At 73.4% G+C, this 26,523-nt stretch carries 29 protein-coding genes; 12 read left to right on the top strand and 17 right to left on the bottom strand.

Annotation, left to right across the window (positions count from 1 at the left end):
- Window positions 1–260: 260 nt before the first annotated feature.
- A complete protein-coding gene (locus GCU56_RS08760; protein ID WP_163481178.1) occupies window positions 261–1,013 on the top strand; it encodes a GNAT family N-acetyltransferase in 753 nt (250 codons plus the stop codon).
- On the opposite strand, the gene GCU56_RS08755 is transcribed toward GCU56_RS08760, so the two are convergent.
- The 7 genes from GCU56_RS08755 to GCU56_RS08725 all read right to left on the bottom strand — a co-directional run bounded on the left by GCU56_RS08755 (window position 970) and on the right by GCU56_RS08725 (window position 8,126).
- A complete protein-coding gene (locus tag GCU56_RS08755) occupies window positions 970–1,386 on the bottom strand; it encodes a hypothetical protein (RefSeq protein WP_163481176.1) in 417 nt (138 codons plus the stop codon). The two genes, GCU56_RS08760 and GCU56_RS08755, sit on opposite strands and share 44 nt — an antisense overlap.
- A complete protein-coding gene (gene mshB, locus GCU56_RS08750; protein ID WP_163481174.1) occupies window positions 1,383–2,297 on the bottom strand; it encodes an N-acetyl-1-D-myo-inositol-2-amino-2-deoxy-alpha-D-glucopyranoside deacetylase in 915 nt (304 codons plus the stop codon). Before mshB ends, GCU56_RS08755 begins: the two co-directional genes overlap by 4 nt.
- Before the next feature lie 66 nt (window positions 2,298–2,363).
- On the bottom strand, window positions 2,364–3,437 hold the full coding sequence (locus tag GCU56_RS08745; RefSeq protein WP_163481172.1) for a dipeptide ABC transporter ATP-binding protein: 1,074 nt from the start codon (window positions 3,435–3,437) through the stop codon (window positions 2,364–2,366).
- Window positions 3,430–4,482 (bottom strand): ABC transporter ATP-binding protein, encoded by a 1,053-nt coding sequence (locus GCU56_RS08740; protein ID WP_163481170.1) that lies wholly within the window; start codon window positions 4,480–4,482, stop codon window positions 3,430–3,432. Before GCU56_RS08740 ends, GCU56_RS08745 begins: the two co-directional genes overlap by 8 nt.
- Complete coding sequence (locus GCU56_RS08735; RefSeq protein WP_163481168.1) at window positions 4,479–5,429, bottom strand: ABC transporter permease; 951 nt, start codon at window positions 5,427–5,429, stop codon at window positions 4,479–4,481. The genes GCU56_RS08740 and GCU56_RS08735 overlap by 4 nt, the downstream gene beginning before the upstream one ends.
- On the bottom strand, window positions 5,422–6,345 hold the full coding sequence (locus tag GCU56_RS08730; RefSeq protein ID WP_163481166.1) for an ABC transporter permease: 924 nt from the start codon (window positions 6,343–6,345) through the stop codon (window positions 5,422–5,424). The genes GCU56_RS08735 and GCU56_RS08730 overlap by 8 nt, the downstream gene beginning before the upstream one ends.
- 140 nt (window positions 6,346–6,485) lie before the next feature.
- The gene (locus tag GCU56_RS08725; RefSeq protein ID WP_345771731.1) at window positions 6,486–8,126 is read right to left on the bottom strand and encodes a peptide ABC transporter substrate-binding protein; all 1,641 of its coding nucleotides are present in this window, start codon (window positions 8,124–8,126) and stop codon (window positions 6,486–6,488) included.
- Window positions 8,127–8,478: 352 nt separating this feature from the next.
- Here GCU56_RS08725 and GCU56_RS08720 point away from each other — a divergent pair, with 352 nt between their 5' ends.
- The gene (locus tag GCU56_RS08720) at window positions 8,479–8,649 is read left to right on the top strand and encodes a CsbD family protein (RefSeq protein ID WP_163481164.1); all 171 of its coding nucleotides are present in this window, start codon (window positions 8,479–8,481) and stop codon (window positions 8,647–8,649) included.
- A gap of 267 nt (window positions 8,650–8,916) precedes the next feature.
- On the opposite strand, the gene GCU56_RS25115 is transcribed toward GCU56_RS08720, so the two are convergent.
- Window positions 8,917–9,798: a DUF559 domain-containing protein gene (locus GCU56_RS25115; protein ID WP_163481162.1), complete on the bottom strand. Its 882-nt coding sequence runs from the start codon at window positions 9,796–9,798 to the stop codon at window positions 8,917–8,919.
- A gap of 130 nt (window positions 9,799–9,928) precedes the next feature.
- Window positions 9,929–10,690, bottom strand: a complete 762-nt coding sequence (locus GCU56_RS23400; protein WP_345771730.1) for an NUDIX domain-containing protein — start codon at window positions 10,688–10,690, stop codon at window positions 9,929–9,931.
- Window positions 10,691–10,736: 46 nt separating this feature from the next.
- Between GCU56_RS23400 and GCU56_RS08705 the strand changes: the two genes are divergently transcribed.
- The 5 genes from GCU56_RS08705 (at window position 10,737) to GCU56_RS08685 (ending at window position 15,045) form a co-directional block, all read left to right on the top strand.
- Window positions 10,737–11,219, top strand: coding sequence for an RrF2 family transcriptional regulator (locus tag GCU56_RS08705; protein ID WP_204331665.1), 483 nt, complete (start codon window positions 10,737–10,739; stop codon window positions 11,217–11,219).
- A 50-nt stretch (window positions 11,220–11,269) separates the two neighbouring features.
- Entirely contained in the window at window positions 11,270–11,809 is a 540-nt protein-coding gene (cysC, locus tag GCU56_RS08700; RefSeq protein WP_163481158.1) for an adenylyl-sulfate kinase, read from the top strand.
- Window positions 11,810–12,043: 234 nt separating this feature from the next.
- Window positions 12,044–13,717: a nitrite/sulfite reductase gene (locus GCU56_RS08695; protein ID WP_163481156.1), complete on the top strand. Its 1,674-nt coding sequence runs from the start codon at window positions 12,044–12,046 to the stop codon at window positions 13,715–13,717.
- 163 nt (window positions 13,718–13,880) lie between these two features.
- Window positions 13,881–14,591, top strand: coding sequence for a phosphoadenylyl-sulfate reductase (locus GCU56_RS08690; protein WP_163481154.1), 711 nt, complete (start codon window positions 13,881–13,883; stop codon window positions 14,589–14,591).
- Between the two features lie 160 nt (window positions 14,592–14,751).
- The gene (locus tag GCU56_RS08685) at window positions 14,752–15,045 is read left to right on the top strand and encodes a 4a-hydroxytetrahydrobiopterin dehydratase (protein ID WP_163481152.1); all 294 of its coding nucleotides are present in this window, start codon (window positions 14,752–14,754) and stop codon (window positions 15,043–15,045) included.
- A 15-nt stretch (window positions 15,046–15,060) separates the two neighbouring features.
- Here GCU56_RS08685 and GCU56_RS08680 read toward each other — a convergent pair whose 3' ends face one another.
- Window positions 15,061–15,453, bottom strand: coding sequence for a DUF3037 domain-containing protein (locus tag GCU56_RS08680; RefSeq protein ID WP_163481150.1), 393 nt, complete (start codon window positions 15,451–15,453; stop codon window positions 15,061–15,063).
- Complete coding sequence (locus tag GCU56_RS08675) at window positions 15,450–16,304, bottom strand: HipA family kinase (RefSeq protein WP_163481148.1); 855 nt, start codon at window positions 16,302–16,304, stop codon at window positions 15,450–15,452. Before GCU56_RS08675 ends, GCU56_RS08680 begins: the two co-directional genes overlap by 4 nt.
- A gap of 45 nt (window positions 16,305–16,349) precedes the next feature.
- On the opposite strand from GCU56_RS08675, the gene GCU56_RS08670 reads away from it, so the two are divergent.
- Window positions 16,350–16,895, top strand: coding sequence for a DUF1990 family protein (locus GCU56_RS08670; RefSeq protein ID WP_163481146.1), 546 nt, complete (start codon window positions 16,350–16,352; stop codon window positions 16,893–16,895).
- Here the strand turns inward: GCU56_RS08670 and GCU56_RS08665 are convergent.
- Genes GCU56_RS08665 through GCU56_RS08655 form a run of 3 tightly spaced genes read right to left on the bottom strand, consistent with a single transcriptional unit; the run spans window position 16,892 to window position 19,412 of the window.
- Window positions 16,892–17,641: an ABC transporter permease gene (locus GCU56_RS08665; RefSeq protein WP_163481144.1), complete on the bottom strand. Its 750-nt coding sequence runs from the start codon at window positions 17,639–17,641 to the stop codon at window positions 16,892–16,894. The genes GCU56_RS08670 and GCU56_RS08665 overlap by 4 nt on opposite strands.
- On the bottom strand, window positions 17,638–18,540 hold the full coding sequence (locus GCU56_RS08660) for an ATP-binding cassette domain-containing protein (protein ID WP_163481142.1): 903 nt from the start codon (window positions 18,538–18,540) through the stop codon (window positions 17,638–17,640). Before GCU56_RS08660 ends, GCU56_RS08665 begins: the two co-directional genes overlap by 4 nt.
- A 59-nt stretch (window positions 18,541–18,599) precedes the next feature.
- Window positions 18,600–19,412: a formate/nitrite transporter family protein gene (locus GCU56_RS08655; protein ID WP_163481140.1), complete on the bottom strand. Its 813-nt coding sequence runs from the start codon at window positions 19,410–19,412 to the stop codon at window positions 18,600–18,602.
- Between the two features lie 109 nt (window positions 19,413–19,521).
- On the opposite strand from GCU56_RS08655, the gene GCU56_RS08650 reads away from it, so the two are divergent.
- A complete protein-coding gene (locus GCU56_RS08650) occupies window positions 19,522–20,220 on the top strand; it encodes a monooxygenase (RefSeq protein ID WP_163481139.1) in 699 nt (232 codons plus the stop codon).
- Window positions 20,221–20,250: 30 nt separating this feature from the next.
- Here the strand turns inward: GCU56_RS08650 and GCU56_RS08645 are convergent, their stop codons facing one another.
- Complete coding sequence (locus GCU56_RS08645) at window positions 20,251–20,769, bottom strand: GNAT family N-acetyltransferase (protein WP_163481137.1); 519 nt, start codon at window positions 20,767–20,769, stop codon at window positions 20,251–20,253.
- A 270-nt stretch (window positions 20,770–21,039) separates the two neighbouring features.
- Between GCU56_RS08645 and GCU56_RS08640 the strand changes: the two genes are divergently transcribed.
- Window positions 21,040–22,323, top strand: a complete 1,284-nt coding sequence (locus GCU56_RS08640) for a BtrH N-terminal domain-containing protein (RefSeq protein WP_163481135.1) — start codon at window positions 21,040–21,042, stop codon at window positions 22,321–22,323.
- Window positions 22,324–22,382: 59 nt separating this feature from the next.
- On the opposite strand, the gene GCU56_RS08635 is transcribed toward GCU56_RS08640, so the two are convergent.
- Window positions 22,383–23,096, bottom strand: a complete 714-nt coding sequence (locus GCU56_RS08635) for an FAD-binding oxidoreductase (protein WP_345771729.1) — start codon at window positions 23,094–23,096, stop codon at window positions 22,383–22,385.
- Window positions 23,089–23,694 carry a sulfite oxidase-like oxidoreductase gene (locus tag GCU56_RS08630; RefSeq protein ID WP_163481133.1) on the bottom strand — a complete coding sequence of 202 codons (606 nt, stop codon included), beginning with the start codon at window positions 23,692–23,694 and terminating at the stop codon, window positions 23,089–23,091. The genes GCU56_RS08635 and GCU56_RS08630 overlap by 8 nt, the downstream gene beginning before the upstream one ends.
- A gap of 166 nt (window positions 23,695–23,860) precedes the next feature.
- Here GCU56_RS08630 and GCU56_RS08625 point away from each other — a divergent pair, with 166 nt between their 5' ends.
- Window positions 23,861–24,556: a succinate dehydrogenase cytochrome b subunit gene (locus GCU56_RS08625; RefSeq protein ID WP_163481131.1), complete on the top strand. Its 696-nt coding sequence runs from the start codon at window positions 23,861–23,863 to the stop codon at window positions 24,554–24,556.
- A 13-nt stretch (window positions 24,557–24,569) separates the two neighbouring features.
- Complete coding sequence (locus tag GCU56_RS08620; protein ID WP_163481129.1) at window positions 24,570–26,516, top strand: fumarate reductase/succinate dehydrogenase flavoprotein subunit; 1,947 nt, start codon at window positions 24,570–24,572, stop codon at window positions 26,514–26,516.
- Window positions 26,517–26,523: the final 7 nt, after the last annotated feature.

Below are 26,523 nucleotides of genomic sequence, written 5' to 3'. Positions count from 1 at the left end.
TAGAGCATCCGGTCGCCCTCGTAGATGCAGTCCACCGGACACTCGTCGATGCACGCCTTGTCGAGGACGTCGACGCAGGCCTGGGTGATGACGTAGGTCACGGTGGTTCCCTCCCGGGGACGCGCGGGGACCGCCGGCTCGGGGGCCGGGGTCGGTTGTTCCGGCGCCCAGTATGGCTCCTCCCGGCGGCAGCGGGCGCGACGGGTGGACCGATGCCCCGGTGCGCGTCACGTCGGGCGGACCCCGCAGGATCGACGTCCATGGGACAGAGCCGCTCGCCCCTCGACGTCGCCGACCTCGAGTACCTCGCGGCGCGGGGCTGGCGCGGCACCGAGGAGGCCGACCTCGGCGACTGGCTGCTGCGGGCCGGCGGCGGTTTCACCGGGCGGGCCAACTCGGCGCTGGTGGTCGGCGACCCGGGCCGGCCGCTGCCGGACGCCGTCGAGGCGGTGGGCACCTGGTACCGCGACCGCGGCCTGCGCCCCACGGCCCAGCTGCCCGGGCGCCAGTCGCGCGCGGCGGACGCGGTGTTCGCCGAGGCCGGGTGGGAGCGCGACGAGGACGTGCTGGTGCTCACCGCCCCCCTGACCACCCCGCCGGACGACGGCGTCGCCGTGGAGCTCTCCCCCGCACCGGACGCCGCCTGGCTGGCCGGCTACCGGCACCGCGGCCGGGCCCTCCCGCCGTCGGCCGGCGCTGTGCTGACCAACGCCGAGGACGTCGTCTTCGCCTCCGTGCGCCTCGAACCCGAGCCCGCGCCGCTCGCGGCCGTCGCCCGCGGGGTGCTCACCGACGGCTGGCTGGGCGTCGCCGCCGTCACCGTCGCCGAGCAGCACCGCCGTCGCGGCCTGGCCACCGCCGTCATGGGTGCCCTGCAGCGCTGGGCCGCCGACCACGGCGCGGCGTGGGTGTACCTGCAGGTGACGTCGTCCAACGCCCCCGCCCGGGAGCTCTACCGCCGGGCCGGCTTCATCGAGCACCACCGGTACCACTACCGGTACGCCGCGCCGTGACCGGCGCGGCCATCACCCGGCCGACGGCGAAGGCCGCGGCGATCACGCCGAGGAGCAGGAAGGCGAGGTTGACGAAGCCCGCGGCCCCGCCTCCGGTGACGAGCAGGTCACCCTCGGGACGCCGCAGGCTCCCCGCCACCGCGATCACCAGCCAGACCAGCGCCGGCGCGGCGGCGACCAGCCGCGATCCGGTCAGCCGGAACGCCAGCGGCACGAGCAGCAGGTTCCCCGCCACGGCCGCGACCGGGGACGCCGGGACGAGCACCCCGCCGACGCGCAGGGGCAGCCAGAACACCTCCACCAGCGCCAGCTCCGCCGCGACCGCGACGACGAGCAGTCCTGCCGGCAGCCGCGCCCAGGCGCGGCGGTTCATCCGGGCAGGCCGGCGAACAGGTCGTCCTCCCAGCCGTCGGGTGCGGCGCCGGCCGGTCCGCGCTGCCCGCGCTGCCCGCGCGCCAGCCGGTAGTACTCGATGCCCATGACCTCCTGGCCCAGGTTGTTGGACAGGGCGAAGAACGGCCCGTCGACGGTGATCTGGGTGGCGTGGGCACGCAACGCGGCGTCCTTGCGGCCGGCGTGCGGCCGCCCGTCCACCGCGGCGGCCACCACCTCGTCGGGGACGGTGAAGGGCACGTCGTCGACGTCGCCGAGGGACGCGAACGGGGAGTCCTCGCCCAGCGCCGCCATCGCCTCGATGCCCGCGCGCATGACCGAGCGCGGGAAGCAGCACCAGTAGACCTTGGCGACGTCCCACGGCTCGCCGAGGTCGGGGCGGTAGGCCGGGTCGGCGGCCGCCTCGACGGCGCCCATGGCCACCCGGTGGGCCTGGATGTGGTCGGGGTGGCCGTAGCCGCCGTTCTCGTCGTAGGTGACCACGACCTGCGGCCGCACCTCCCGGACGACGGCGACGGCGTGCGCCACCGCCTCGCCGAGGTCGGCGTTCCAGAAGGCGCGCGGCTTGTCGTTGGCCGGCGTCCCCATCATCCCCGAGTCGCGGTAGCGCCCCGGCCCGCCGAGGAAGCGCCAGTCGGTGACGCCGAGGGCGTCCATCGCCGCGGCGAGCTCCCCGATGCGGAACCCGCCGAGCTGGTCGGCGTGGTCGGACGCGAGCAGCTCCAGCGACGGGACGAGCACCTCGCCCTCCTCGCCCAGCGTGCAGGTGAGCAGGGTGACCGCGGCCCCCTCGGCGACGTAGCGGGCCATCGTGGCGCCGTTGTTGATGGTCTCGTCGTCGGGATGGGCGTGCACGAGGAGCAGGCGGCGGTCAGCGGTCACGGCGTCCATCCTGCAGTGCGGGCGGACGCCGCCACCCGGCCCCTGGCCGGGTCGGTCACGGACGGCGCTGCCGCGTCATCGCCCCTCCTCGAGGGGGACGACGCGGCGGGCCTCGGCGAAGTGGCAGGCCGACGGGTGGCCCTGGCCGCGGTCCACCAGCGCCGGCGGCTCGACGGCGCAGACGTCCTGGGCCTTCCAGCAGCGGGTGCGGAACCGGCAGCCCGAGGGCGGGTCGGCCGGGCTGGGCACGTCGCCCTGCAGGAGGATCCGGTCCTTCTGCCCGCGCAACGCCGGCTCGTGCAGCGGCACCGACGACAGCAGCGCCTGCGTGTAGGGGTGTGACGGCGAGGCGTAGACCTGCTCGTCGGTGCCCTCCTCGACGATGCTGCCGAGGTACATGACCGCCACCCGGTCGGAGATGTGCCGCACCACCGACAGGTCGTGCGCGATGAACAGGTAGGAGAGGCCGAACTCGTCCTGCAGGTCCTCGAGCAGGTTGACCACCTGCGCCTGGACCGAGACGTCCAGGGCCGACACCGGCTCGTCGCAGACGATGATCTCCGGCCGCAGCGCGAGGGCGCGCGCGATGCCGATGCGCTGCCGCTGGCCACCGGAGAACTGGTGCGGGTAGCGGTTGACGTAGTCGGGGTTGAGCCCGACCCGGTCCAGCAGCTCCTGCGTGCGCTGCAGCCGGCCCTTCCTGGGCGCGACGTCGGCGTGCACCGCCCAGCCCTCGGCCACGATGTCGCCGACGGTCATCCGCGGGTTCAGCGACGCGTAGGGGTCCTGGAAGATGATCTGGACCTCGCGCCGGTAGGCCTTGAGCGCCCGGCCGCTCATCTTCGCGACGTCGCGCCCCTTGTAGAGGATCGACCCCGACGTCGGCTTCTCCAGGGCCACGAGCAGCTTGGACACCGTCGACTTGCCGCAGCCGGACTCGCCGACCAGGCCCACGGTCTCCTTGCGGCGCAGGGTCAGGTTGACGCCGTCCACGGCGCGGACGTGACCGATCGTCCGCCTGAAGACGATGCCCTGGGTGAGCGGGAAGTGCTTCCTGAGGTCGCGGACCTCCAACAGCGTCTCGCCGGCCGCCGTCGTCGGGAGGGACGCGGCCGTGGCTCCGGTGCTCCCGTCGCTGTCGTCAGACACCGAGGACCTCCTCGCTGTAGTGGCAGGCCGCTTCGCGGCCGGGGACGACCAGGCGCAGCGGCGGGACGTCGGCGGCGCAGTCCCGCCCCGGAGCGGCCTCGGCACCGATGCGGCGCCGGGAGCAGCGCGGGTGGAACGGGCACCCGCTGGGGATGGCCGCCAGGTTCGGCGGCTGCCCGACGATCGGGGTCAGCCGCCCGCCCTTGGCCTCCAGCTGCGGGATGGAGGACATCAGTCCGTCGGTGTACGGGTGCGCCGCGTCGGTGAAGACGTCGTCCACGGTGCCGCGCTCGACGATCTTCCCCGCGTACATGACGGCGACCTCGTCGGCGACCTCGTTGACCACGCCCAGGTCGTGGGTGATCAGGACCAGGCCCATCCCGGTGTCCCGCTGCAGGTCCTTGAGCAGGTCCATGACCTGGGCCTGCACCGTGACGTCGAGGGCCGTCGTCGGCTCGTCGGCGATGAGCACCCGCGGGTCCAGGGCGATGGCCATGGCGATCATCACCCGCTGGCGCATGCCGCCGGAGAACTGGTGCGGATAGTCGTCGACCCGCGCCGCGGCACCCGGGATGCGGACCCGGTCCATGAGCTCGACGGCCTTCTTCTTGGCCTCCTTGCGGGACGTGCCGCGGTGGGCGCGGAACATCTCCCCGATCTGGAAGCCGACGCTGTACACCGGGTTCAGCGAGGACAGCGCGTCCTGGAAGATCATCGAGATCCCCGGCCCGCGGACCTTGCGCTGCTCCTCGGCCGGCTGGGTCAGCAGGTCCTTGCCCTCGAAGAAGATGCCGCCGCCGGTGATCACGGCCGGGGGGCTGTCCAGGATCCCCATGATGGCCTGGGCGGACACCGACTTGCCGGACCCGGACTCCCCGAGGATGGCGAGGGTCTCCCCCGCGGCCAGCGTGTAGCTGACGCCGTTGACCGCGTTGACCACGCCGGAGCGGGTGCGGAACTCCACGTGCAAGTCGTCCACCTCGAGCACCGGGGTGCCGGCGCCCGGCGCCGGGGCGGACGTCTTGGAGAGATCGGGTCGGGTCATCCGCGCTGCCTCGGGTCGAGGGCGTCGCGCAGGGCGTCGCCCATCATGATGAACGCCATCACGGTCAGGGTCAGGACGATGCTCGGGAAGAGCACGAGGTGCGGCGCCGTCCGCAGCAGCGACTGGCCGGCGTCGATCTGCAGCCCCCACGAGATCGCCGGCCGCTGCAGGCCCACCCCGAGGAAGGTCAGCGTCGCCTCGGCGGCGATCAGCACCCCGATGGTGATGGTCGTGTAGACGAGCACCGGCGCGACCGCGTTGGGCAGGATGTGCCGGACCAGGATGCGCCCGTTGGACGCGCCCATCGCCCTCGCCGCGGCCACGTAGTCCCCGCTCTTCACGGCGATCACCTGGGAGCGCACCAGCCGCATGGCGGTCATCCAGCCGAACGCCGCCAGGGCGATCGCCACCGCGACGACCCCCCGGCCGATGACGCCGCTCTGGAGGACGACGATCGCCCCGAGGACGAACGGCACCGCGTAGAAGACGTCGGTGAGGCGGGACAGGACGGTGTCGGTGAGCCCGCCGTAGAAGCCGGAGACGGCGCCCACGACCACGCCGAGGACCAGCACGACCAGGACGGCGAGCAGTCCGATCAACAACGAGTTGCGGGCGCCGTAGACGACGTTGGCCAGGTAGTCGCAGCCCTGCTGGTCGAACCCGAACCAGTGGTCGGCCGACGGTGCCTGCTGGCTGTTGGACAGGCTGCACGAGCGGGGGTCGGCCCCGCGGGCGAACACCTGCGGGAACACCGCCACGAGCAGGAAGACCAACCCGAGGACGGCGCCGATCCAGAACAGCGGGTTGCGCCGCAGGTGGCCCCAGGCGTCGCTCCACAGGCTGTTCTGCCGGGCGTCGGTGACGTCGACCGACGGGCTGGCCAGGCCGGTCGTCGTCCCGGCCTCCATCTCGTCGTGCCGCAGATCGGCCTGCTGCTGGTCAGTCATAGCGGATCCTCGGGTCGAGGACGGCGTAGAGCACGTCCACCACCAGGTTGAAGAAGATGAAGAAGAAGACCATCAGGGTCACGATGCCGACGACCACGGCGCCCTCCTGCTGGCGCACGGCGTCGAACACCGCCCGGCCGATCCCGGGCAGGTTGAAGACCGACTCGGTCACGATGGCGCCGCCCATGAGCGTGCCGATGTCCGCACCGATGAAGGTGACCACCGGGATCAGGCTGTTGCGCAGCGTGTGCCGGATGATCACCGTCCGGTGGGGCAGGCCCTTGGCCTTCGCCGTCCGGACGTAGTCCGCGCGCATGTTCTCCGCGACGCTGGTCCGGGTGAGCCGGGCGACGTAGGCGAGGGATCCTGCCGCCAGGACCAGGCCGGGCAGCAAGAAGCTCCGCCAGCCCTCGCTGATGCCCGAGATGGGGAACAGACCGAGCTGGAGCCCGAAGACGAACTGGGACACGAAGGCGAGCACGAGGATCGGGACGGACACGACGACGGTGCTCGAGACCAGCACCAGGTTGTCGAGGAAGCCGTTGCGGCGGATGCCGGCGAGGACACCCGCGATGATCCCGATGACCGCCTCGAAGGCGATCGCGACCGCCGTCAGCCGGATCGTGACGGGCAGCCGCTGGGTGATCGTGTCGAGCACGGCGCGACCGCGGAAGTCCGTGCCGAAGTCTCCCTGCAGGAGGTCGCCGACGTACTTCGCGTACTGGATCAGCAGCGGGTCGTCGAGGTTGTAGTCGTCCCGCAGCTGGGCGACGACGGCGGGCGCCAGCGGTCGGTCACCGCCCAGCGCCCGGATGGGGTCACCCGGCAGGGCGTACACCATCGCGAAGATCAGGAACGACGCACCGATCAGGACCGGGATGGTGAGCAACAGGCGGCGCGCCACGTAGCGGCCCATGTCCCCCCTCAGGTGTGAGCACCGGTCGACGCGCGGCCGGCGGCGTGGTCATCGTGCCCGGTGCGGGGCACGCGCGCCGCCGGGGGCGACCGTCTGCAGTGACGGCGCCCCCGGCGGGCAGTGCGGGTCCTGCTGGGAGGTCAGCCGACGACCGTGACGGCGGCGGCGTCGATCCGCCCGAAGGCGTCGATCACCACGTTGTCGACGTTCTCCGAGTGCGCACCCTGGTTGAGGCGGTAGAACAGCGGAGCCGACGGGAAGTCGCGGAGGAGGACGTCCTCAGCCGCGTTGTAGGCCGCGATCGCCTCGTCGTCCGAGGCGGCCGAGTTCCCCTGCTGGAGCAGCGCGTCGAACTCCGGGTTGCTGTAGAAGGAGTAGTTCGAGCCGGCCGGCGGCAGGGCGGCCGACGAGTACAGCGGACCGAGGAAGTTCTCGGCGACCGGGTAGTCCATGATCCACGCGTCGCGGAACGGCCCGGTCATGCCCTTGGCGTCCTTCAGCGGCAGGAACTCCGCCTGCTGCAGCTCGCCGCGCAGCTGGTACTCCAGGCCCAGGTTCTCCCGGAGCTGGTTGCCGATGGCCTCGACCCAGGCGTCGTGACCGGCGCCGGCGTTGAACCACAGGTCGATCGGCTGGCTGCGGTCGAAGCCCGCCGCGTCGAGCAGCCGGTTGGCCTCCTCGACGTCGAGCACGCAGGCCTCGCAGGCGTCGTCGCGGTAGCCCTGGACCACCGGGCTGATGAACGAGGTCGCCGGGGTGCGGGTGCCGTTGAAGATCGCGTCGCTGATCGCCTGCCGGTCGATCGCCATGGAGATGGCCTTGCGCACGTTCGGGTCGGCGAAACGCTGGTCGTAGGTCGGGAAGCCCAGCGAGGTGATGTCGCCCTGCTCGGTCTCGATGTACCGGTCACCGAACTCCGACTCGGCCGAGGCGATGGCGTCCGGCGGGAGGGTGTCCATGATGTCGACGTTGCCGCCCTGCAGGTCGGTGTAGGCCGTGTCCTGCTCGGCGTAGACCCGGTACTCCACCGACTCCGCGTTCGCGGGCGCGTCGCCACCGAAGTCGTCGTAGCGGGTCAGCGTGATGCCCTGACCGGGGACGAAGGGCTCCTCGGCCTGGAAGGGGCCGTTGCCGATCGGCTGCTCGCCGAAGCCCTCGGGGTCCTCGAAGAAGGCCGGGGGGAGCGGGTAGAAGGCGGTGTAGCCGACGGTGGTCGGCCACTGGGCGTAGGGCGACGAGAGCGTGGCCTCGAAGGTCAGGTCGTCGATCACCCGCAGGCCGCTCATCTCCGTGGCCGCGGGCTGGCTGCCGTCGTCGCCGGCCTGCAGCTGGTCGTAGCCGACGATGTTGGCGAAGAAGTACGAGTTGCCCTGCGCGTTCGGGCTGTACGCGGCGTAGTTCCACGCGTCGACGAAGGACTCGGCGTTCACCGGGCTGCCGTCGTGGAAGGTCCAGCCGTCCTTGAGCGTGACGGTCCAGGTGGTCTGGTCCGTGGACTCGATGGACTCGGCGACGCCGGTGAAGGCCGCCTCGTTGGTCTCGTTGTCGTACTCGACGAGGCCGGTGAACAGCGAGTCGACGACCTGGCCGCCCTCGGTCTCGTTGGTGTTGCCGGGGAGCAGCGGGTTCTCGGGCTCGCCGATGTAGACGCTGAAGCTGCCGCCGTCCCCGGCAGCACCCCCAGAGCCGCCGTCGTCGTCGCCGCCGCCACAGGCGGCCAGGACCATCGCGGTGGACAGGCCACCCACGATGAGCGCGGTGGAGCGCTTGCTCAGCTTCACGTGCAATGCCTCCCTCGTCCCGCTGTCGCGGGGGGAATGGACTGGTTCTCCGGTGGCCGGCAGTTGGTGCTCGGTCGACCGGTGGCGCTGCGGACAGGTACCGAGTCAGTCGGTACGACGGGCGACCCTAGGCGCGCTCCGAGAAGAGCGTCCACGGACGTCACCGACTTGTGACCTCGGCTCAGGATCTCACAGGGTGGTATTCCGGCTTGCGTCCGGGCCGGTCCAGCGGCCCCGGAGGAGTTGCGGCGCAGGTCACGTCCGGCCGCAAGGATTCCGGCCGGTAGGAGGAGGGGTGTCGGGATCGGTCGCTCGGGGTACTGCTCGGCCGACCCGACGAGAGGAGCCAGGCATGAGCGGCATCGACAAGATGAAGAACAAGGCCGAGGAGCTGTCCGGTAAGGGCAAGGAGGCCGTGGGCAACGCGACCGACGACCCGGACCTGCAGGCCGAGGGTCAGGCGGACCAGGCCTCGGGCAACCTCAAGCAGGCCGGCGAGAAGGTCAAGGACGTCTTCAAGTAGTCCCTCGCGCCGAGCAGACACTCGCGCGAGCAGGACACGACAGCGACGGACGCCCCGCCGGCTCGACCCGGCCCGGCGTCCGTCGCCGTCTCCGGACTCCCGGCGCCACGAGTCCGCCCCCGGCTCCGGACTCCCGGCGCCACGAGTCCGCCCCCCGGCTCCGACTCTCGCGCCATGAGTCCGCCCCCCGGCTCCGGACTTTCGGCGCCACAGGTCCGTCCCCGTCTCGGGACTCTCGGCGCCGCGAACACGGCTGCGGACGTCCGCTCAGCCGGCGGACGACGCCTCGCGCAGCGCCTGGGCGATCCTCGAGACCACGGCGTCCATGTCGCGGAGGTCCGCGGCGCTGAGCCGGATCACGCGCCACCCCGCGGCGACGAGGCGTGCGTAGCGCCGGTCGTCCTGCCGGATCTGCAGCCCATCGAAGTGGTGTGGCCCCTCGTACTCGACGACGAGTCGAGCCTCGGGCCAGGCGAGGTCGACGCGCCCCAGGAACTCCCCTCCCGCGACGACGACGAACTGCGGAACGGGAGCAGGCAGGCCGGCCCGCACACAGGCCACCCGCACCCATGACTCCGGCGGGCTCTCGCTCCGGCCGTCCACCAACGGGAGCGCCGTGCCGACCCGGCTGGCGCGCCACCGCCCCCGCGAGGTCTCGTGGAGCCAAGCCAGCGCCGCGAGGTCGAGGCACCCGGCGCGCACCATCCCGTCGAGCATCGCGACCGCGGTCGGCACGATCTCCAACGTCGCGACGTCCCACGCCGTCCGCAGCGGTGACGTGACCCGGACGTCGTGGTCGACCGTCTGCACGTCGTCGGCCCCGATCGTCGTCCGATGGACCCGGACACCTCGAGGACCGAGCCACGCCGAGTCCGGTGGGGCGAGCACCACCACGGGCTCGGTGGCCGAGGCGAACGGTGCACCGAACCAGGTGGCCGCTGACCTCCCGCCCAGCGCCGCGTCCGGAGGCATGAGCAGTGCGGCCGCGCGCGCGTGCAGCTGGTGATCGGCCTCCAGCCGGGGGTCGGCGTAGACGTTGCGCAGCAACCGCCGGTACAGGCCGGCCTTCAGCTGGCGCGGTGTGACCGCCCCCTCGGCGACGGCGTGCGTTCCCAGGAAGACCCCGTGCAGTCCGTACCCGCGAGTCACCGGTGCAGGGTCGCCCACTCCCGCGCCCGCTCGCCGCGTCGTCCACAGCCGCCGCCCTCCCCCAGACTTTCGGCGCCAAAAGTCTGGGGGCGGACGCGAACTCTCAGCGCCGAGAGTCCGGGGAGGCGGGTCAGGGGTGGGCGAGGAGGGTGCGGACGGCGGGGAGGAGGGGGCGGTCGGCCGGGATCCAGTCCAGCGCGTCGAGCTCGTCGGCCCGCAGCCACCGCAGTTCGGCGTGCTCGTGCGCGGTGAGCTCGCCGCCACCGACGATGCGGGCCGACCACACCCGCAGCGTCGATGCGCCCGGGACGCCGCCGGCGACGACGCCGTCCAGCACGACCTCCCCGAGGAACTCCTGGGGGACGACGACCACGCCCAGCTCCTCGCCGATCTCGCGGACCAGCGCCGCCAGGTCGTCCTCCCCGGGCTCCACCTTGCCGCCGGGGAACTCCCAGAACCCGTCGTAGGGGCCACCCGACCGCTGCGCGACGAGCACGCGGTCGCCCTCGACGAGGGCGGCGCCCACCACCTGGACGACCTCGACCGCGGACCGCGCCACCGCCGCGGCGTAGGCGTCGAGGTGGGCCCGCATGGCCCGCCGGACCCGCCCGCGCAGCAGCCGGTCGGCAGCCCGGCCCAGCAGACCCGGCAACGCGGTCGCCCACTCCACCTGCTCGTCGACGCGCGTGCCCTCCCCCGTGGCCGTGAACCGCCGCGCGTGGGTGATCCGCCGCCACCCGGGGACCGGCCCGACGGCGTAGACGTCGCAGGCCGGCCGGACCGACTCCACCTCGACGAGCGGCGTGCGCCACGGGCGGCCCAGGGCTCGGGCGACGTCGAAGGCCACGGTCAGCGGCGCCTCGACCAGCGTGGTGAAACGCAGCTGGGACACCCGGACAGGGTCCCAGACCAGGAGCGCGAGCCCATCCCACGGCAGGATGACCCCCGTGCGCATCACTGCCCGGGTCGACTACGCCGTCCGTGCCGCGGTCGAACTGGCCGCGGCCGCGCCCGGCGCGCTCACCAGCGACCGCATCGCCACGGCCCAGGGCATCCCCGCCCGCTTCCTGCAGTCCATCCTCGGCGACCTGCAGCACGCCCGGCTGGTGACCAGCCAGCGCGGCCGGGAGGGTGGCTACCGGCTCGCCCTGCCCCCGGAGGAGGTCTCGATCGCCCGGGTCATGCGGGTCGAGCAGGGGTTCCTCGCGGAGGTGCACGGGCAGCGCCCGGAGGAGGTCGAGTACCCCGGCGCGGCGGCGCCGCTGGCCGGGGTGTGGGTGGCCGCCCGGGAGGCCTACCGCCGGGTGCTCGAGGAGGTCACGCTGGCCGACGTCGTCGCCGGGAAGCTGCCGGCGGCGGTGGCGGAACTGGCCGCGCTCGAGGAGGCCTGGCGGTCCTTCGGCGACGAGCCGGTGGTCTGACGCCGGGACCGGCCGGCGGCCGCGCGGACCGGCTGGGCGAGACTGGGCGCATGGCAGGCACGCAGCAGACGGGCGTCACCGTGTTCCTGACCGGGCTGTCCGGCGCGGGGAAGTCCACCATCGCCGACGCCCTCGTCGCCCAGCTCGAGGCCGAGGGCCGGGAGGTGACCGTCCTGGACGGCGACGTCGTCCGGACCCACCTCTCCAGCGAACTGGACTTCTCCAAGGAGCACCGCGACCTCAACATCCGCCGGATCGGCTGGGTCGCCGGCGAGGTGGTCAAGCACGGCGGCACGGTCGTCGTCGCGGCGATCGCGCCGTACGACGCCGCCCGGGAGGCCGCCCGCGCCCTGGTGGAGGAGCACGGACGCTTCCTGCTCGTGCACCTCGCCACTCCGCTCGAGGTGTGCGAGCAGCGCGACGTCAAGGGTCTGTACGCGAGGGCGCGGGCGGGCGAGATCCCCGTCTTCACCGGGGTCAGCGACCCGTACGAGTCGCCGTCCCGGGCGGAGCTGACCATCGACACCTCGGTGACCCCCCTCGAGGAGTCGGTCGCCCGGATCCGGGCCGCCATGGATCCCGTCAGCTGATTCACACCACCTGTCCGGTCGACTTATGCGACCATGGACGGCGTGACCGATCGTGGCAGCCTCCTCGTCGCACGGCTGCACATCGACCTGGCGCTCGTCTCCAGCGCCGTCTGTCGCGCTCAGCGCTGAGCCCGGTCCCCCCGCGCAACCCCCACTGCGCCCCCGATCTGCAGCGCCCCCTCCTCCGAACGGTCGGTAGCCCGCGGAGGCGGTGAGCGCAGGAAGAAGTACGACGTGACCTCCCCCACCCGTGCGAGCAACCGTCCCCAGCGTGGACAGGGCCAGTGGGCCCTCGGCTACCGGGAGCCGCTCAACCCCAACGAGCGGATGAAGAAGGACTCCGACGGGCTCGAGGTGCGCCAGCGGATCATCGACATCTACTCGAAGGCCGGCTTCGACGCCATCGACCCGGGTGACCTCCGCGGCCGGATGCGCTGGATGGGCCTCTACACCCAGCGGGCACAGGGCATCCCCGGCGGGAAGACCGCCGTGCTGGAGCCGGAGGAGCTCGAGGACTCCTACTTCATGATGCGTGCCCGCATCGACGGCGGACAGCTGACCAGCGACGCGCTGCGGGTCCTCGGCGGCATCAGCACCGAGTTCGGGCGGGACGTCGCCGACGTCACCGACCGGCAGAACGTGCAGTACCACTGGATCCGCATCGAGGACGTGCCCGAGATCTGGCGGCGGCTGGAGTCGGTCGGGCTGTCGACGATGGAGGCCTGCGGCGACGTCCCGCGCGTGATGCTCGGCTGCCCGCTGGCCGGGATCCTCGAGGACGAGGTGCTCGACGCCACCGACGTCATCGCCGCGACCGTCGCCAAGTACGTGGGCAACCCCGAGTTCAGCAACCTGCCGCGCAAGTGGAAGACCTCGATGTCCGGGTGCGTCGACCACTGCACCGAGCCCGAGATCGACGACGTCTCCTTCGTCGGCGTGGTGAACGAGGCGGGCGAGGCCGGCTACGACCTCCTCGTCGGCGGCGGGCTGTCGACCAACCCGATGTTCGCCCAGCGGATCGGCGTCTTCGTCCGACCCGACCAGGTGACCGATGTCTGGGCGGCGTGCACCTCGGTCTTCCGCGACTACGGCTACCGCCGGCAGCGCAACCGCGCCCGGATCAAGTTCCTCGTCGCCGACTGGGGTCCGGAGAAGTTCCGCCAGGTGCTCCAGGACGAGTACCTGCACGAGGCGCTGCCCGACGGTCCCGCGGCCGCCCCGGCCAAGCACGACCAGCGCGACCACGTCGGCGTCGCCAAGCAGAAGGACGGCGCCAACGCCGTCGGCTTCGCCCTGCGCACCGGCCGGATCAGCGGCTCGCTCCTCACCACCATCGCCGACCTGGCCGACGAGTACGGACGGGGACGCATCCGGACGACGACGCAGCAGAAGCTGGTCATCCTCGACGTGCCGGACGAGAAGGTCGAGGCGCTGGTGGAAGCGCTCGCCCGGCACGACCTGCAGGTCCGCCCGAGCGCCTTCCGCCGCGGCACGATGGCCTGCACCGGCCTGGAGTTCTGCAAGCTCGCGATCGTCGAGACCAAGCAGCACGCGCAGGACCTCTACGCGGAGCTCGAGAAGCGGCTGCCGGACTTCGACGTGCCGATCGGCATCAACGTCAACGGCTGCCCGAACAGCTGCGCCCGGTTCCAGACCGCGGACATCGGGTTCAAGGGATCGATGGTCCGGGACGCGAACGGCGAGATGGTCGAGGGCTTCCAGGTCCACCTCGGCGGGCACCTCGGCGTGGAGGCCACCTTCGGCCGCAAGTTCCGCGGCCACAAGGTGACCAAGGCCGAGACCGCCGACTACTGCGAGCGCGTCCTGCGCGGCTTCGCCGAGCGCCGGACGCCCGGCGAGTCGTTCGCGCACTACGTCGCCCGCGCCGAGGAGGACTGGTTGCTGTGAGCGAGCCGTCGGTCACGGGAAGGGCCCGGCAGCTGCCGGTGTTCCACTGCCCGTACTGCGGCGACGAGGAGCTGACCCCGCACGGGGACGGCGGCGAGTGGCACTGCGCTGCCTGCCTTCGGACCTTCACCGTCCGGTTGACCGGAACAGGAGTCCAGCACCCATGACGATCGCCCTCCGCCCGACACCGCTGCTCGCGCAGGCCGCCGACGGCTGGTTCGCCGACATCGCCGACCCCGTCGAGCAGGCCCTCACCGTGCTGCGCTGGGCTGGCGACACCTTCGGCGACGACTTCGCGATCACGTCCTCGATGGCCGACGGGCTGCTGTCCCACCTGGCGAGCGAGGCGGTGCCCGGCGTCCACGTGGTCTTCCTCGACACCGGCTACCACTTCGCCGAGACCATCGGCACCCGCGACTGGATCACGAGCGTCCTGCCGATCACGCTGGTGAACGTGAGGCCGGAGCAGACCGTGGCCGAGCAGGACGCGGAGCACGGCCCGCGGCTGCACGAGCGGGACCCCGACCTGTGCTGCTCGCTGCGCAAGGTGCGGCCGCTCGCACAGGCGCTGTCGGGCTACGTGGCCTGGGGCTCCGGGGTCCGCCGCGACGAGTCGCCCAGCCGGGCCGGCACGCGGGTCGTCGAGTGGGACGCGAAGCGGGAGATGATCAAGGTCAACCCGCTCGCCGCCTGGACCCAGGACGACGTCGACCGCTACGTCGCCGCGCACCAGGTGCCGGTCAACCCGCTGCAGGAGATCGGTTACAGCTCGATCGGCTGCGCACCCTGTACCCGTCCGGTCGCCCCGGGCGAGGACCCGCGCGCCGGCCGCTGGGTCGGTCTCGGCAAGACCGAGTGCGGCCTGCACACCTGACGAGGGGCCCCGAGAGGACCTCGCTGCCCCTCCGCTCGCGCGAGGACCCTGCACCGAGGCCGTTGAACGACGTGCTGCGCACGCCGCGGGTCCCGGGAACAACGACGTGCTGGGCACGCCGCGGGTCCCGGGAACGAGGCCATGGGGCGAGAATCGGACGATGCCCCGACCGCCGAAGCTGACCCCCGACGAGCTGACCGCCGCCCTGCCGGACCTGCCGCTGTGGTCCGGCGGCACCGACGGGCTGACCCGCAGCGTGAAGCTGCCGACCTTCGCCGACGCCGTCGCCGCCATCGTGCGGATCGGCTTCGTCGCCGAGTCGATGGACCACCACCCCGACGTCGACCTGCGCTGGCGCACCGTGCACCTCACGGTGGTCAGCCACTCGGCCGGCGGCGTCAGCCAGCTCGACCTCGACCTGGCCCGGCGGATCGACGCCCTCTTCCCCGGCTGAGAGGGCCCCTGCCCGTCAGCCCTCGACGGGCAGGACCAGCAGGCGCAGGAGCCGGTCGGCCTCGGCGTCGGGGTCCGCGGTCAGCCCGGTGTGCACCGGTCCCGGCTGGACGACGGTGCTGCGCGGCGCGGTCAGCCAGCGGAAACGCGAGCCCAGCGCCTCCCGGCCGGCCGCGCCGGAGACCGGGTCGGCGGCGCACACGTCGGCGGCCGCCTGCAGCGCGCGGCGGATCGCGGCGGCGTCGGCAGTTGGGTCGAGGGCGCGCAGCCGGTCCACGTCGAGGTGCACCCGGGAACCCAGGTAGTCCCGCTGCCGGCAGTAGACGAGGACGCCGGCGTTGAGCGACTCGCCCCGGTCGACCCGGGGCACCACGCGCAGGACGGCGTACTCGAAGGTCTCCCGGCTCACCGCTGGCGGATCCCCTCGGGCGGCGGCGGACCCAGCCACGAGGGCCGGTTCTCCCCGCGGGGGGCCCGTCGGCGCGAGCCACCGGCGGCCGCGGTGGCCACCAGCTGCGGCAGCCAGGACCCCCGGGCGGCCAGCCGGGCGAGCAGCTGCTCTGTGTAGCGGCGGCGAACGGCGGACGGCGGCTCGTCGGGCGCGGGACCCTCGAGCCAGGCGTCAGGGACCAGCGCCAGGACGCCGGCGAGCAGGTCGGCGGTCACCCGTGGTGCCAGGGCCGCGTCCGCGGACCGGACGTCCGGCTCGCACTCGACGAGCGCGTGCTGACCGGCGTCGTAGGGCCGGGCCACCGCCGCGGGGGCCCCGGGCCAGTTGTGGTGGAAGGTCAGCGCGGCGCCGTGGTCGATCAGCTGCAGCCGGTCGTGCCAGAACAGCATGTTCGGGTTCCGCCAGGAGCGGTCCACGTTGCCGACCAGCGCGTCGAACCACAGCACCCGACCGGCGAGCTCGGGGCCGACCTCCCCGACGCCGGCCTCGAAGTCCAGCGCGCCCGGGAGGTAGTCCAGCCCGAGGTTGGTGCCGGCCGAGCGCTGCAGCAGCTCCTGCACCTCGACGTCGGGCTCCCCCACCGCCAGCTCCGGCGCGACGTCGACGGTGACCAGCGCGGGCACCGGCAAGGACAGCGCCCGGGCCAGCTCACCGCACACCACCTCGGCGACCAGCACCTTGACGCCCTGTCCCGCGGCCCGCCACTTCACCACGTAGGTGCCCAGGTCGTCGGCCTCCATGAGCCCCGGCAGCGAGCCACCCTCGCGCAGCGGGGTGACGTAGCGGGTGGCGGTGACGGCGGGCAGCACAGTGGGGCGGAATCTACCGGCGGCGCGGCCGGGGACACTCGCGGGATGGGCATCCTGCGCGCTCCCGACCCCGTCGACCTCACCGACGTCCCGTTCACCTACGCCGAGGTCGGGGCGACCCGGGACGCCGAGCTGCCCGCCGGGTACGACCACGTCGAGCGCTCGGTCGTCGTCGGCTCGGGGACGGCCGACCTCGAACGGGCCGCCGCCGCGGTGTTCGACTGGCGGGCCCAGCGCGGCGTCGGGCTCCGGGTGCGGGCGACCGGACCGGCGACCGAGCCGGGCACCGTCGTCGTCCTCACCGCGGGACTGCCCCGGCTCGGCTACGACATCCCGTGCCGGGTGGTGTGGGCGCAGACCACCGGCAACGAGCGGGGCTTCGCCTACGGGACGCTGCCCGGACACCCGGAGAGCGGGGAGGAGGCGTTCGTCGTCCGGCTGACGCCCTCGGGGGACGTCGTCTTCGCGCTGCGGGTGTTCGCCCGGCTGGCCTCGCCGCTGGCCCGGCTGGGCGGCCCGGTCAGCACCGCCGTCCAGCGGCTGGCCACGGCGCGCTACCTCTCGGCCATCCGACAGGCGACCCGGGCCTAGACGTCGCGGCGCTCGAGCAGCACCGCGCCGATCGCCCAGGCGCCCACCGCCCACGCGCCGCACACGACCAGCCCCACCGGCCAGGTGGTCGGGACGGCGAGGAACGGGTCCTCCCCCACCCGCAGCGCCGGCAGCGCCTGCGACGCCCGCGAGGCCACCACCCCACCGGCGAGGGCCAGCAGCGGCGGCAGCATGAACACCAGCGCGACCCCCACGCCGACCCCGCCGGCGCTGGACCGCAGCACCGCGCCCAGCCCCACGGCCAGCACGGTGAGCAGCGCCGCGCCCGCCACCTGCAGGCCGAGCGCGCGCAGGACGCCGGGGGCGGTCAGCGGGATCCCGCCGGGGACCGCGGTGAGCGTGCGGGCGGCCAGCCAGCAGACCACCGCCAGGACCGCGGTGAGCAGCGCCGCCCAGGTGGCCACGACGACGGTCTTGGCCACCAGCAACCGGGAGCGGCGCGGCACCGCGGTCAGCGACACCAGCGCCGAGCCGGTGGCGAACTCGGCGCTGACGGCCAGGACGCCGAGCACCACCAGCACCAGCTGGCCGAAGCCGAACCCGGTCAGCGCCACCCCCACCGCGAGGTCCGGCCGCACCGCCGTCGGGGTGCTCGCCGCCGCCAGCCAGCCGAACGCCGCGACCACGACGAGGTAGACGGCGGCGCACCACCACGTCGAGCGCACGGACGCGAGCTTGGTCCACTCGCTGCGCAGCACCGCCCGCACCGGGACGCCGGCCCTCACGCGGCACCCGCCCGGTACTCGACGTCCCCGCCGGCCAGCTCCAGGTAGGCCGCCTCCAGCGAGGCGACCACCCGGGTGAGCTCGTGCACGCGCACGCCCGCGGAGAACGCGACGTCGCCGACGGCAGCCGCGTCCAGCCCCTCCACCCGCAGCGCGCCGTCCAGCTCGAGGGCGACGTGTGCGCCGGCCGACCGCAGCGCCACCGACAGCAGCGGCGCCTCGGGACTGCGCACCCGGACGGCGGCGTGCGCACCGAGCAGCTCGGCGACGGAGACGTCGGCCAGCAGCCGGCCGCGGCCGAGGACGACGAGGTGGTCGGCGGTGTCCTCCATCTCGCTCATGAGGTGGCTGGAGACCAGCACCGTGCGACCCTCGGCGGCCAGCCCGCGCAGCAGCTCGCGCACCCAGCGGATCCCCTCGGGGTCCAGCCCGTTGACCGGCTCGTCGAGCAGCAGCACGTCGGGGTCGCCGAGCAGCGCCGCGGCGATGCCGAGGCGCTGGCCCATCCCGAGGGAGAAGCCGCGCACCCGCTCGTGCGCGACGCTGCCCAGCCCGACCAGCTCGACCACCTCGTCGACCCGGCTGCTGGGCAGGGCGTTGCTCTGCGCCAGGACGGCGAGGTGCTGGTAGGCGGTCCGCCCGGGGTGGCGGGCCCGGGGGTCGATGAGCGCGCCGACCCGCCGCATCGGCCAGGACAGCTGCCGGTAGGGCACCCCGAGGACGGTGGCGCTCCCGGCGGTGGGCCGGGTCAGACCGAGGACGCAGCGCATCGTCGTCGTCTTCCCCGAGCCGTTGGGGCCGAGGAAGCCGGTCACCCGGCCGGGCTCGACACGGACGGTGAGGTCGTCGACGGCGACCCGGTCGCGGTACTGCTTGGTCAGGCCGTCGAGCTCGATCACGTGCGACAGCATGGCCAGCGCGGGGCGGCGCGCGCGGGAGGCTCGGCCGGGCGGCCGCCTCAGGCGCCCGCGGCGGCCCGTTCCCGCTCGATGAGCTCCTTGCTGCGCACCAGGCGCAGGAAGGTGACCACGACCAGCCCGCCGACGACGTTGAGCAGGGTGGTGTACCAGAACCACTCGAGCCAGTCACCGTAGCCGTAGGGCGCGCCCGCGTGCAGGGCGCCGAAGAGGATCAGCGAGTCCAGGATGGAGTGGAACAGCACCAGCCCGGCGAGCAGGAAGCCGCCGGCGACCGAGGCCGCGAGCTTGCCGGCCTCGGAGTCCGCGCCGTGCTGCATCCGGGTCATCAGGGTGATGAAGCTGCCGGCGAGCAGCGCCAGGCAGACGGCCTGCAGGTCCAGCGGCGCCTCGACGAACGTCCGGCCGGACTCGATGGCGGTGGTCCCGAGCTCGGGCAGGGCGTGCACCACCAGCCACATCACCAGCCAGCCGCCGACCAGGTTGGCGATCAGCGTGCCGGCCCACAGCTTCCCGAGCTGCGCGGCACTGGCCCGCCCGGCCACGACCGCGGTCACCGGCACCAGGAAGCCCTCGGTGAACAGCTCGCTCTTGGCCAGCATCAGCGCGACGAAGCCGATGCTGAACGCCAGCCCGGCCAGCAGGTGGCTGCGCGTCTCGGTGTAGACGGCGAGGAGCGCGACCACCCCCGTGGCCACCTCCAGGCCCCCGGCGAGGCCGGTGGTCAGCACCTCCCGCCAGGACCGGTGCAGCCGCTGGGCGCCCTCGTCGACGATCCGGTCGAACGCCTCGACGACCTGGTCCTCGACCGGGGCGTCGGACTGCCCCAGCTCCTCGCGTGCCGACTGCGCCACCGGGGCTCCTCTCCGACGGCCGGCCCACGACGTGGACGCGGGGTGCGACCGCGCGGGCCTACCCGGCCGGTGCCGGGCCACACGTCGGCGGGCCGGGGAGACTGGGCCCATGACGTCGCGACGGGTGGCCACCCTGCACGTGTGGGGCGTGCCGGCACGGGCCGTCCCCGCCGCCCTGCTGCGCATGGCCGCCGACCGGCGACCGCTGCGGGACGTCCCGGGTCTCCGGTTCGCCAAGTTGCTGGGCACCGGCAGCGGGCGGACGTTCACCGTCCGCGACGCCGATCCCCGCCGGTGGGCACTGCTCGCGGTGTGGGACGACGCGGACGCGGCATCGGCGTTCGCGGGCAGCGCCGTCCGGCGCCGGTGGCAGCGCATCGCCGACGAGGAGTGGACGGCGACCCTGCGGCCGCTGGCCTCCCGCGGGCTGTGGTCGAAGGAGGAGCCGTTCGGCCGGCCGTGGCCGCAGCGCTGGGACGGGCCGGTCGTGGCCGTCACCCGCGCGCGGCTCGTGGCCCGCAAGGCGGTGACCTTCTGGCGGGCCGTGCCGCCGGTGTCGGCCGACCTGCACGCGAGCCCCGGCCTGCGCCTGGCCCTGGGCATCGGCGAGGCGCCGGTCGGGCTGCAGGGCACGGTCAGCCTCTGGGACTCCTCGGCCGCGCTGAACTCCTTCGCCTACGACCGGGCGCCGCACGCCGCGGTGGTCACCCGGACCGCCCAGGAGGGCTGGTACGCCGAGGAGCTGTTCGCCCGGCTCGGCCTGCTCTCCTCCACGGGCACCGTGGGCGGCCGCGACCCGCTGGGCTGAACGACCGTCCGCCGATGGGTCGCGAGGGCCTCACAACCGGCAGGTCAGGTGCAGCTCGTCGCGGTCGTCCCCCGGCGCCACCCGGATCGCGCCGGGCATCCGGCCGAACTCCCGGTAGCCGAGGCCCTGGTAGAAGGCCTCGATCCCCGTGCCACCGCGCACGGTGAGGTGCAGGAACTCCAGTCCGCGCGCCCGGGCGACGTCGTGCACCCCGGTCATCAGCGCCCGCCCCAGCCCCTGGCCCTGCCGGTCGGGGTGCACCTGCACCCGCAGCACGGTGGCCCAGTGCCGCCGCAGCGGGCTCATCGACAGCGACAGCACCGCGAACCCGGCCAGCTCGCCGTCCACCCGGAGCAGCGCGAGCACCTCCCGGCCGGCGCGCACCCGGTCGACCACCGCGTCGAGCACGGGGGCGACGTCCTCGGCGGTCACCGGCGGGACGAACCCGACCGCGCCGCCGGCGTTGCTGACGTCGGTCCAGCAGGCGAGCAGCTGCGCGCGCAGCGGCTCGTCGACGGTCGACTGGGCGGTCACCTCGGCGTGCGGCATGCCGGGGATTCTCCCGCTGCCCCGTCGCGGCCCGGACGCGGGCGCCGTCGACGGCCGGGCACCCCCCCCGTACGGCCGCACCGGGCGGTAGCGTGCGACCCGGCGGACCCCACGCCACACCCTCTGACCGGTTGCCCACGCCTCCGGCCGTGCGAGGGCAGAGGGGATCGATGTCCTCGGGGCCCGGAACGGCAGCTGGTCCACCCCTTCTCTGCTGCGGCCGGGCCGGCGACGCGTGGGGTCGGGGCCCGCGCCGCCGGAGGAGCCCCCATGACCGCCCACAAGCACCTGAAGGCCGCCGTCCGCGCCCGCATGGCCCGGACCGGCGAGCGGTACACCACCGCCCGCCGGAACCTCTCCCCCGCAGACGCCGGCGACCACCCCGTCACCGGCGGTGGCCGGCACCACGACAGCGGGCTGCTCACCAACGCGCTGCGGGCCGCCGGCGTCACCGCCGCCCACGACGGCCGCCCGTTGGCGGAGCCGGTGGTGGCGGGCCTGGCCGGCGGCATCGGCTTCATGTACTTCTCCTTCGACTACGCCGATGCGCTGCCGACGATGACGATCGTCCCCCGCATCCACCCGCGGCCGTTCCTGGCCGGCGCGCTGGAGCGGGCGGGGGTGGCCCACCGCGTGCTGCAGACCGGCAGCGCGGCGAAGGCGGCCCGCGACCTCGACGCCGCCCTCGACGCCGGGCGGACCGCGATCTGCACCGTCGACCGGGCGGGCCTGGGCTACCAGGTGTGGGCCGACAGCCTCGAGGGCGCCGAGCCGCACGAGGTCGGCGTCCTGGGTCGCCGGGACGGGGTGGTCCTCCTGGACGACGAGTGCCTGGCACCGACCCCGGTCGACGCGGCGGCGTTCGCGGCGGCCCGGGCGGCGCACCGGGCGAGCAGGCACCGGATGCTGGTCGTCGAGCCGCCGGCGGCACCGGTGGACGTCGTCCCGGGGATCCGCGCGGCCCTCGCCGTCACCGTGCACGACCTCACCGGGGACGTCATGCCCAACGCCTTCGCGGGGGCCTTCGGGTTGCGGGGCCTGGCCAAGTGGGCCGACGCGGTGGCCGACCGGCGCGGGAGGTCGGGCTGGGCGCGCCGCTTCGCCAGCGGCCCGTCGTTCGGGACGGCGATGCGCCGGTTGCACGACTGCCTGACCACGGACCTCTCCTCCCCCGGGGCGATGCGGCCGCTGTACGCCGACTTCCTCGACACGGCGGCCGGGCTCCTCGACGAGCCGGCACTGGCCGAGGCCGCCGCCCGCTACGCCGCGGCCGGGCAGCTGTGGGCGGGCATCGCCGAGGAGGCGGTGAGCGGTCCACTGGCCCCCTACCGGGCGCTCGTGGAACGGCGCCTGGAGCTGTTGCTCGACCAGGGCAGTGCGGCGACCGACCAGCTGCGGCAGCTGGCCGCGGAGGCCCGGAGGCTCACCGACGGCCTGGAGCTGGCCGAGGCCGACCGGCTGGCGCAGCTGGACCGCCTCGCCGCGCAGGCCGCAGAGGTGCTCGCCGTGGAGCGGGAGGCGTGCACCACCCTCCAGGGGGTCGTCGGACGCTGACCGGCCCCGTCTGGAGGTCCGCGTCGAGCCTGCGAGACGTGAGGGGGACGGGTCCTCTCTCAGCCGCTGGGGCCGAACCGCTCGATCCGGACGGCGGGCGCCGGCACGCCCATGCCGATCAGCAGCTGGCTGGCCGCCTCCGCGAAGGAGGTCGACCCGCAGACGTAGGCGGTCTGCCCCGGTTCCCAGAGCGGGATGAGGTCGGCGTCGGTCAGCCGGCCCGCCGGCCGGATGCCCCGCGGCTCCCGGGTGGTGATCACCAGGGCGCCGGCCGCCACCAGCTCGTCGGCGTAGGGCAGGCCGGCCAGCGTCCGGGTGGAGACGGCGATCCGCAGCAGGTCGGTGCGGTCGAGGTCGCGGGCGGCCCGCAGCATCGCCACGAACGGCACGACGCCGGTGCCGCCACCGACCAGCAACGCCGGCGTGCTGCCGTCCCACACGAACCAGCCGCCGATCGGGCCGCGGACCTCCAGCACGTCGCCTGGCTCGACGACGTCGGCGAGGTAGGTGGAGACCTCGCCGTCCTCCAGCCGCTCGACGAAGAGCTCGACCTGCGGGTCGTCGGGCGCCGAGGCCACGGAGTACGAGCGCTGGGCGGTGTACCCGTCCGGCGCCGTCAGCCGGACGACGTAGTGCTGGCCGGGCAGGTGGTCGATCCGGTCGGCGACGTCGAGCCGCAGCGCCACGGCCCGCTCGATCGGGCGCTGCACCGACGCGACGGTCGCCACCCGCCAGCCGCCCCGGGAGGCACGGGGCGGCGCCGCGTCAGTCACCCTGGTAGCGCTGCTCGCGCCACGGGTCGCCGCGGTCGTGGTAGCCGTTCTGCTCCCAGAAGCCGGGCTGGTCCCGTGCCATGAGGGTGAGCCGGCTGATCCACTTGGCGCTCTTCCAGAAGTACAGGTGCGGCACCAGCATCCGGACCGGACCGCCGTGCTCGATGGGCAGCGGCCCGCCGTCGTACTCCCAGACGATCCACGCCTTGCCGCCGGTGACGTCCTCCAGCGGCAGGTTCGTGGTGTACCCGGTCTTCGACGTCGCCATCACGAACTGCGCGTCGGCCGTGGGCCGGGCGGCCTCGAGCAGGGTGTCGACGCTGACGCCGGCGAACCAGGTGTCGAACTTCGACCAGGTGGTGACGCAGTGGATGGCGCCGCGGTACTCCGACCGCGGCAGCTGGTGCGCCTCGTCCCAGGTCCAGGACACCGGCTGCTCGACGTGGCCGTCGACGCTGATGCTCCACGTCTCGGGGGTGATCCGCGGCGTGGGTTCCGCGGTCAGCACCGGCCAGTCGCGGCCGGCGTCGTACTGGCCGGGTGGGAGCCGGGGGTCGCGCCGCCGGCGGCCGAGGAAGCCGCGGGTGGGACCGGTCATGTCGTCGTCCTCCCCCTCGCAGGGTGTGTGCCGCGCCCGCGCCGGGCGACCGACCTGCGCACCGTAGCGGCAGGCCCGGGTTAGGGCATCCTTACGAGAGCCGTGTCACCGCGCGTTGACGTGGCCGTCACCTCGGCGACGACCTAGCTTTGGTGCCGTGGTGACGGTGACGCACTCTGGCCAACGCAGGACGCCGAAGGCCGCGAAGACCAACTCGGTCTTCAAGAAGGTCGTGATGGCGGTCAGCGGCATCATCTTGGTGCTGTACCTGATCGCGCACATGATCGGGAACCTGAAGGTCTTCGCGGGCCGCGAGTCCTTCAACCACTACTCCGAGTGGATCCGCACGATCGGTGAGCCGGCCGTCCCCTCGCAGACGACGCTGTGGATCATCCGCATCGTGCTGCTGGCCGCGGTCATCGCGCACTTCTGGGCGGCGGTCTCCCTGTGGCGGCAGGCCCGACGGGCCCGCCCGGAGCGCTACGTCAGCAAGAAGGCCGTGGCCCAGAGCTACGCCTCCCGGACCATGCGCTGGGGCGGCGTGATCGTGCTGCTGTTCATCATCTGGCACATCCTCGACCTCACGGTCGGCGCGGTGAACCCGGACGGCGCGGACTCGACGCCCTACGACCGGCTCGTGGCCAGCTTCCAGAACCCGTTCATCACGGCGTTCTACGTGCTCGCCCTGCTCCTGCTGGGCATGCACCTGCGGCACGGGATCTGGAGCGCCACCCAGACGCTGGGACAGAGCAACAAGCGTCGCGAGCGGACGGTCAACGCCTTCGCCATCGCGTTCGCCACGCTGCTGACCGTCGGCTTCCTGATCGTGCCCTTCTCCGTCCTCTTCAACATCGTCGACTGAGGAGCCCCCAGCGATGCCTCTCGATCTCTTCACCGTCGGCGACCCGATCGCCGACACCAAGGCGCCGATGGACGTCCCGATCGGCGAGCGCTGGAGCACCCGCCGGTTCCGGGCCCGTCTGGTCAACCCGGCCAACCGCCGCAAGCTCACCGTCATCGTCGTCGGCACGGGTCTGGCCGGCGGGTCCGCGGCCGCCACGCTCGGCGAGGCCGGCTACCGGGTGAAGTCCTTCTGGTACCAGGACAGCCCGCGCCGGGCGCACAGCGTCGCCGCGCAGGGCGGGATCAACGCCGCCAAGAACTACCGCAACGACGGCGACAGCGTGCACCGGCTCTTCTACGACACGGTCAAGGGCGGCGACTTCCGCTCGCGCGAGAACAACGTGCACCGCCTCGCCGAGGTCAGCAACAGCATCATCGACCAGTGCGCCGCGCAGGGCGTGCCCTTCGCCCGGGAGTACGGCGGCCTGCTGGACAACCGGTCCTTCGGTGGTGCCCAGGTGTCGCGGACGTTCTACGCCCGGGGCCAGACCGGTCAGCAGCTGCTCTACGGCGCCTACCAGGCCCTGGAGCGGCAGATGGCCGCCGGCAACGTCGAGCAGTACGCCCGCACCGAGATGCTCGACCTGATCATCGTCGACGGCCGGGCCCGCGGCATCGTGGCGCGCGACCTGGTGACCGGTGAGGTCAGCACCCACTTCGCCGACGCCGTCGTCCTGGCCACGGGTGGCTACGGCAACGTGTTCTACCTGTCGACCAACGCCAAGGGCTCCAACGCCACGGCGATCTGGCGGGCGCACAAGCGGGGCGCGTACATGGCCAACCCCTGCTACACCCAGATCCACCCGACCTGCATCCCGGTCAAGGGCGACTACCAGTCCAAGCTCACGCTGATGAGCGAGTCGCTGCGCAACGACGGGCGCGTCTGGGTGCCCAAGGAGCGCGGCGACGCCCGCGACCCCCGGGAGATCCCCGAGGGCGACCGCGACTACTACCTGGAGCGGATCTACCCGGCCTTCGGGAACCTGGTGCCCCGCGACATCGCCTCCCGTCAGGCGAAGAACGTCTGCGACGAGGGCCGCGGCGTCGGCCCCAACGGCCTGGGCGTGTACCTGGACTTCAGTGACGCCATGGAGCGGCTGGGCCGGCCGGCGATCGAGGCCAAGTACGGGAACCTCTTCGACATGTACGCCCAGATCACCGGCGAGGACCCGTACGAGACGCCGATGCGGATCTACCCGGCGGTCCACTACACGATGGGCGGACTGTGGGTCGACTACGACCTGCAGTCGACGATCCCCGGCATGTTCGTGATCGGCGAGGCCAACTTCAGCGACCACGGCGCCAACCGCCTGGGCGCCAGCGCGCTGATGCAGGGCCTGGCCGACGGCTACTTCGTCCTGCCGAACACGATCAACGACTACCTGGCCGACGGCCCGTTCGAGAAGGTCGACGACAGCCACCCGGCCGCAGCTGAGGCGCTGGCCGGCGTCCAGGACCAGGTGCAGCGGCTCCTGAACATCAACGGCACCCGCACCCCGGCGTCCTTCCACCGGGAGCTCGGCCGGCTGATGTGGGACCTCTGCGGCATGGAGCGGTCCGAGGAGAGCCTGCGCAAGGCACTGGACCGGATCCCGGAGATCCGCCAGGAGTTCTGGACCAACCTCAAGGTGTCCGGCGACTGGACCTCGATCAACCCGACGCTGGAGCACGCCGGCCGGGTCGCCGACTTCATCGAGCTCGCCGAGCTGATGTGCGTCGACGCCCTGCACCGCAACGAGAGCTGCGGCGGGCACTTCCGCGCGGAGAGCCAGACGCCGGAGGGCGAGGCCCTGCGCGACGACGAGAACTACGCCTACGTCGCCGCGTGGGAGTGGACCCCGGAGGGCGCCCCGCCGGTGCTGCACCGCGAAGCCCTCGAGTACGAGTACGTCCACCTGGCTCAGCGGAGCTACAAGTGATCACGAT

The sequence above is a fragment of the Geodermatophilus sabuli genome (genome assembly GCF_010686765.1).
Classification (GTDB): Bacteria; Actinomycetota; Actinomycetes; order Mycobacteriales; family Geodermatophilaceae; genus Geodermatophilus; species Geodermatophilus sabuli_A.
The sequence above is the reverse complement of the archived record's forward strand: the minus strand, read 5'-3'. Positions and strand labels throughout refer to the sequence as shown.

Bases quoted from the DNA above. Each gene is read 5' to 3' on its own strand.
- GCU56_RS08645 (WP_163481137.1), bottom strand. From the start codon at position 20,769: ATGCCGCACGCCGAGGTGACCGCCCAGTCGACCGTCGACGAGCCGCTG.
- GCU56_RS08705 (WP_204331665.1), top strand. From the start codon at position 10,737: ATGACCCCCGTGCGCATCACTGCCCGGGTCGACTACGCCGTCCGTGCC.
- GCU56_RS08760 (WP_163481178.1), top strand. From the start codon at position 261: ATGGGACAGAGCCGCTCGCCCCTCGACGTCGCCGACCTCGAGTACCTC.
- GCU56_RS08755 (WP_163481176.1), bottom strand. From the start codon at position 1,386: ATGAACCGCCGCGCCTGGGCGCGGCTGCCGGCAGGACTGCTCGTCGTC.
- mshB (WP_163481174.1), bottom strand. From the start codon at position 2,297: ATGGACGCCGTGACCGCTGACCGCCGCCTGCTCCTCGTGCACGCCCAT.
- GCU56_RS08690 (WP_163481154.1), top strand. From the start codon at position 13,881: ATGACGATCGCCCTCCGCCCGACACCGCTGCTCGCGCAGGCCGCCGAC.
- GCU56_RS08730 (WP_163481166.1), bottom strand. From the start codon at position 6,345: ATGGGCCGCTACGTGGCGCGCCGCCTGTTGCTCACCATCCCGGTCCTG.
- GCU56_RS08650 (WP_163481139.1), top strand. From the start codon at position 19,522: ATGACGTCGCGACGGGTGGCCACCCTGCACGTGTGGGGCGTGCCGGCA.
- GCU56_RS08620 (WP_163481129.1), top strand. From the start codon at position 24,570: ATGCCTCTCGATCTCTTCACCGTCGGCGACCCGATCGCCGACACCAAG.
- cysC (WP_163481158.1), top strand. From the start codon at position 11,270: ATGGCAGGCACGCAGCAGACGGGCGTCACCGTGTTCCTGACCGGGCTG.
- GCU56_RS08685 (WP_163481152.1), top strand. From the start codon at position 14,752: ATGCCCCGACCGCCGAAGCTGACCCCCGACGAGCTGACCGCCGCCCTG.
- GCU56_RS08670 (WP_163481146.1), top strand. From the start codon at position 16,350: ATGGGCATCCTGCGCGCTCCCGACCCCGTCGACCTCACCGACGTCCCG.
- GCU56_RS08735 (WP_163481168.1), bottom strand. From the start codon at position 5,429: ATGACTGACCAGCAGCAGGCCGATCTGCGGCACGACGAGATGGAGGCC.
- GCU56_RS08630 (WP_163481133.1), bottom strand. From the start codon at position 23,694: ATGACCGGTCCCACCCGCGGCTTCCTCGGCCGCCGGCGGCGCGACCCC.
- GCU56_RS08740 (WP_163481170.1), bottom strand. From the start codon at position 4,482: ATGACCCGACCCGATCTCTCCAAGACGTCCGCCCCGGCGCCGGGCGCC.
- GCU56_RS08720 (WP_163481164.1), top strand. From the start codon at position 8,479: ATGAGCGGCATCGACAAGATGAAGAACAAGGCCGAGGAGCTGTCCGGT.
- GCU56_RS08640 (WP_163481135.1), top strand. From the start codon at position 21,040: ATGACCGCCCACAAGCACCTGAAGGCCGCCGTCCGCGCCCGCATGGCC.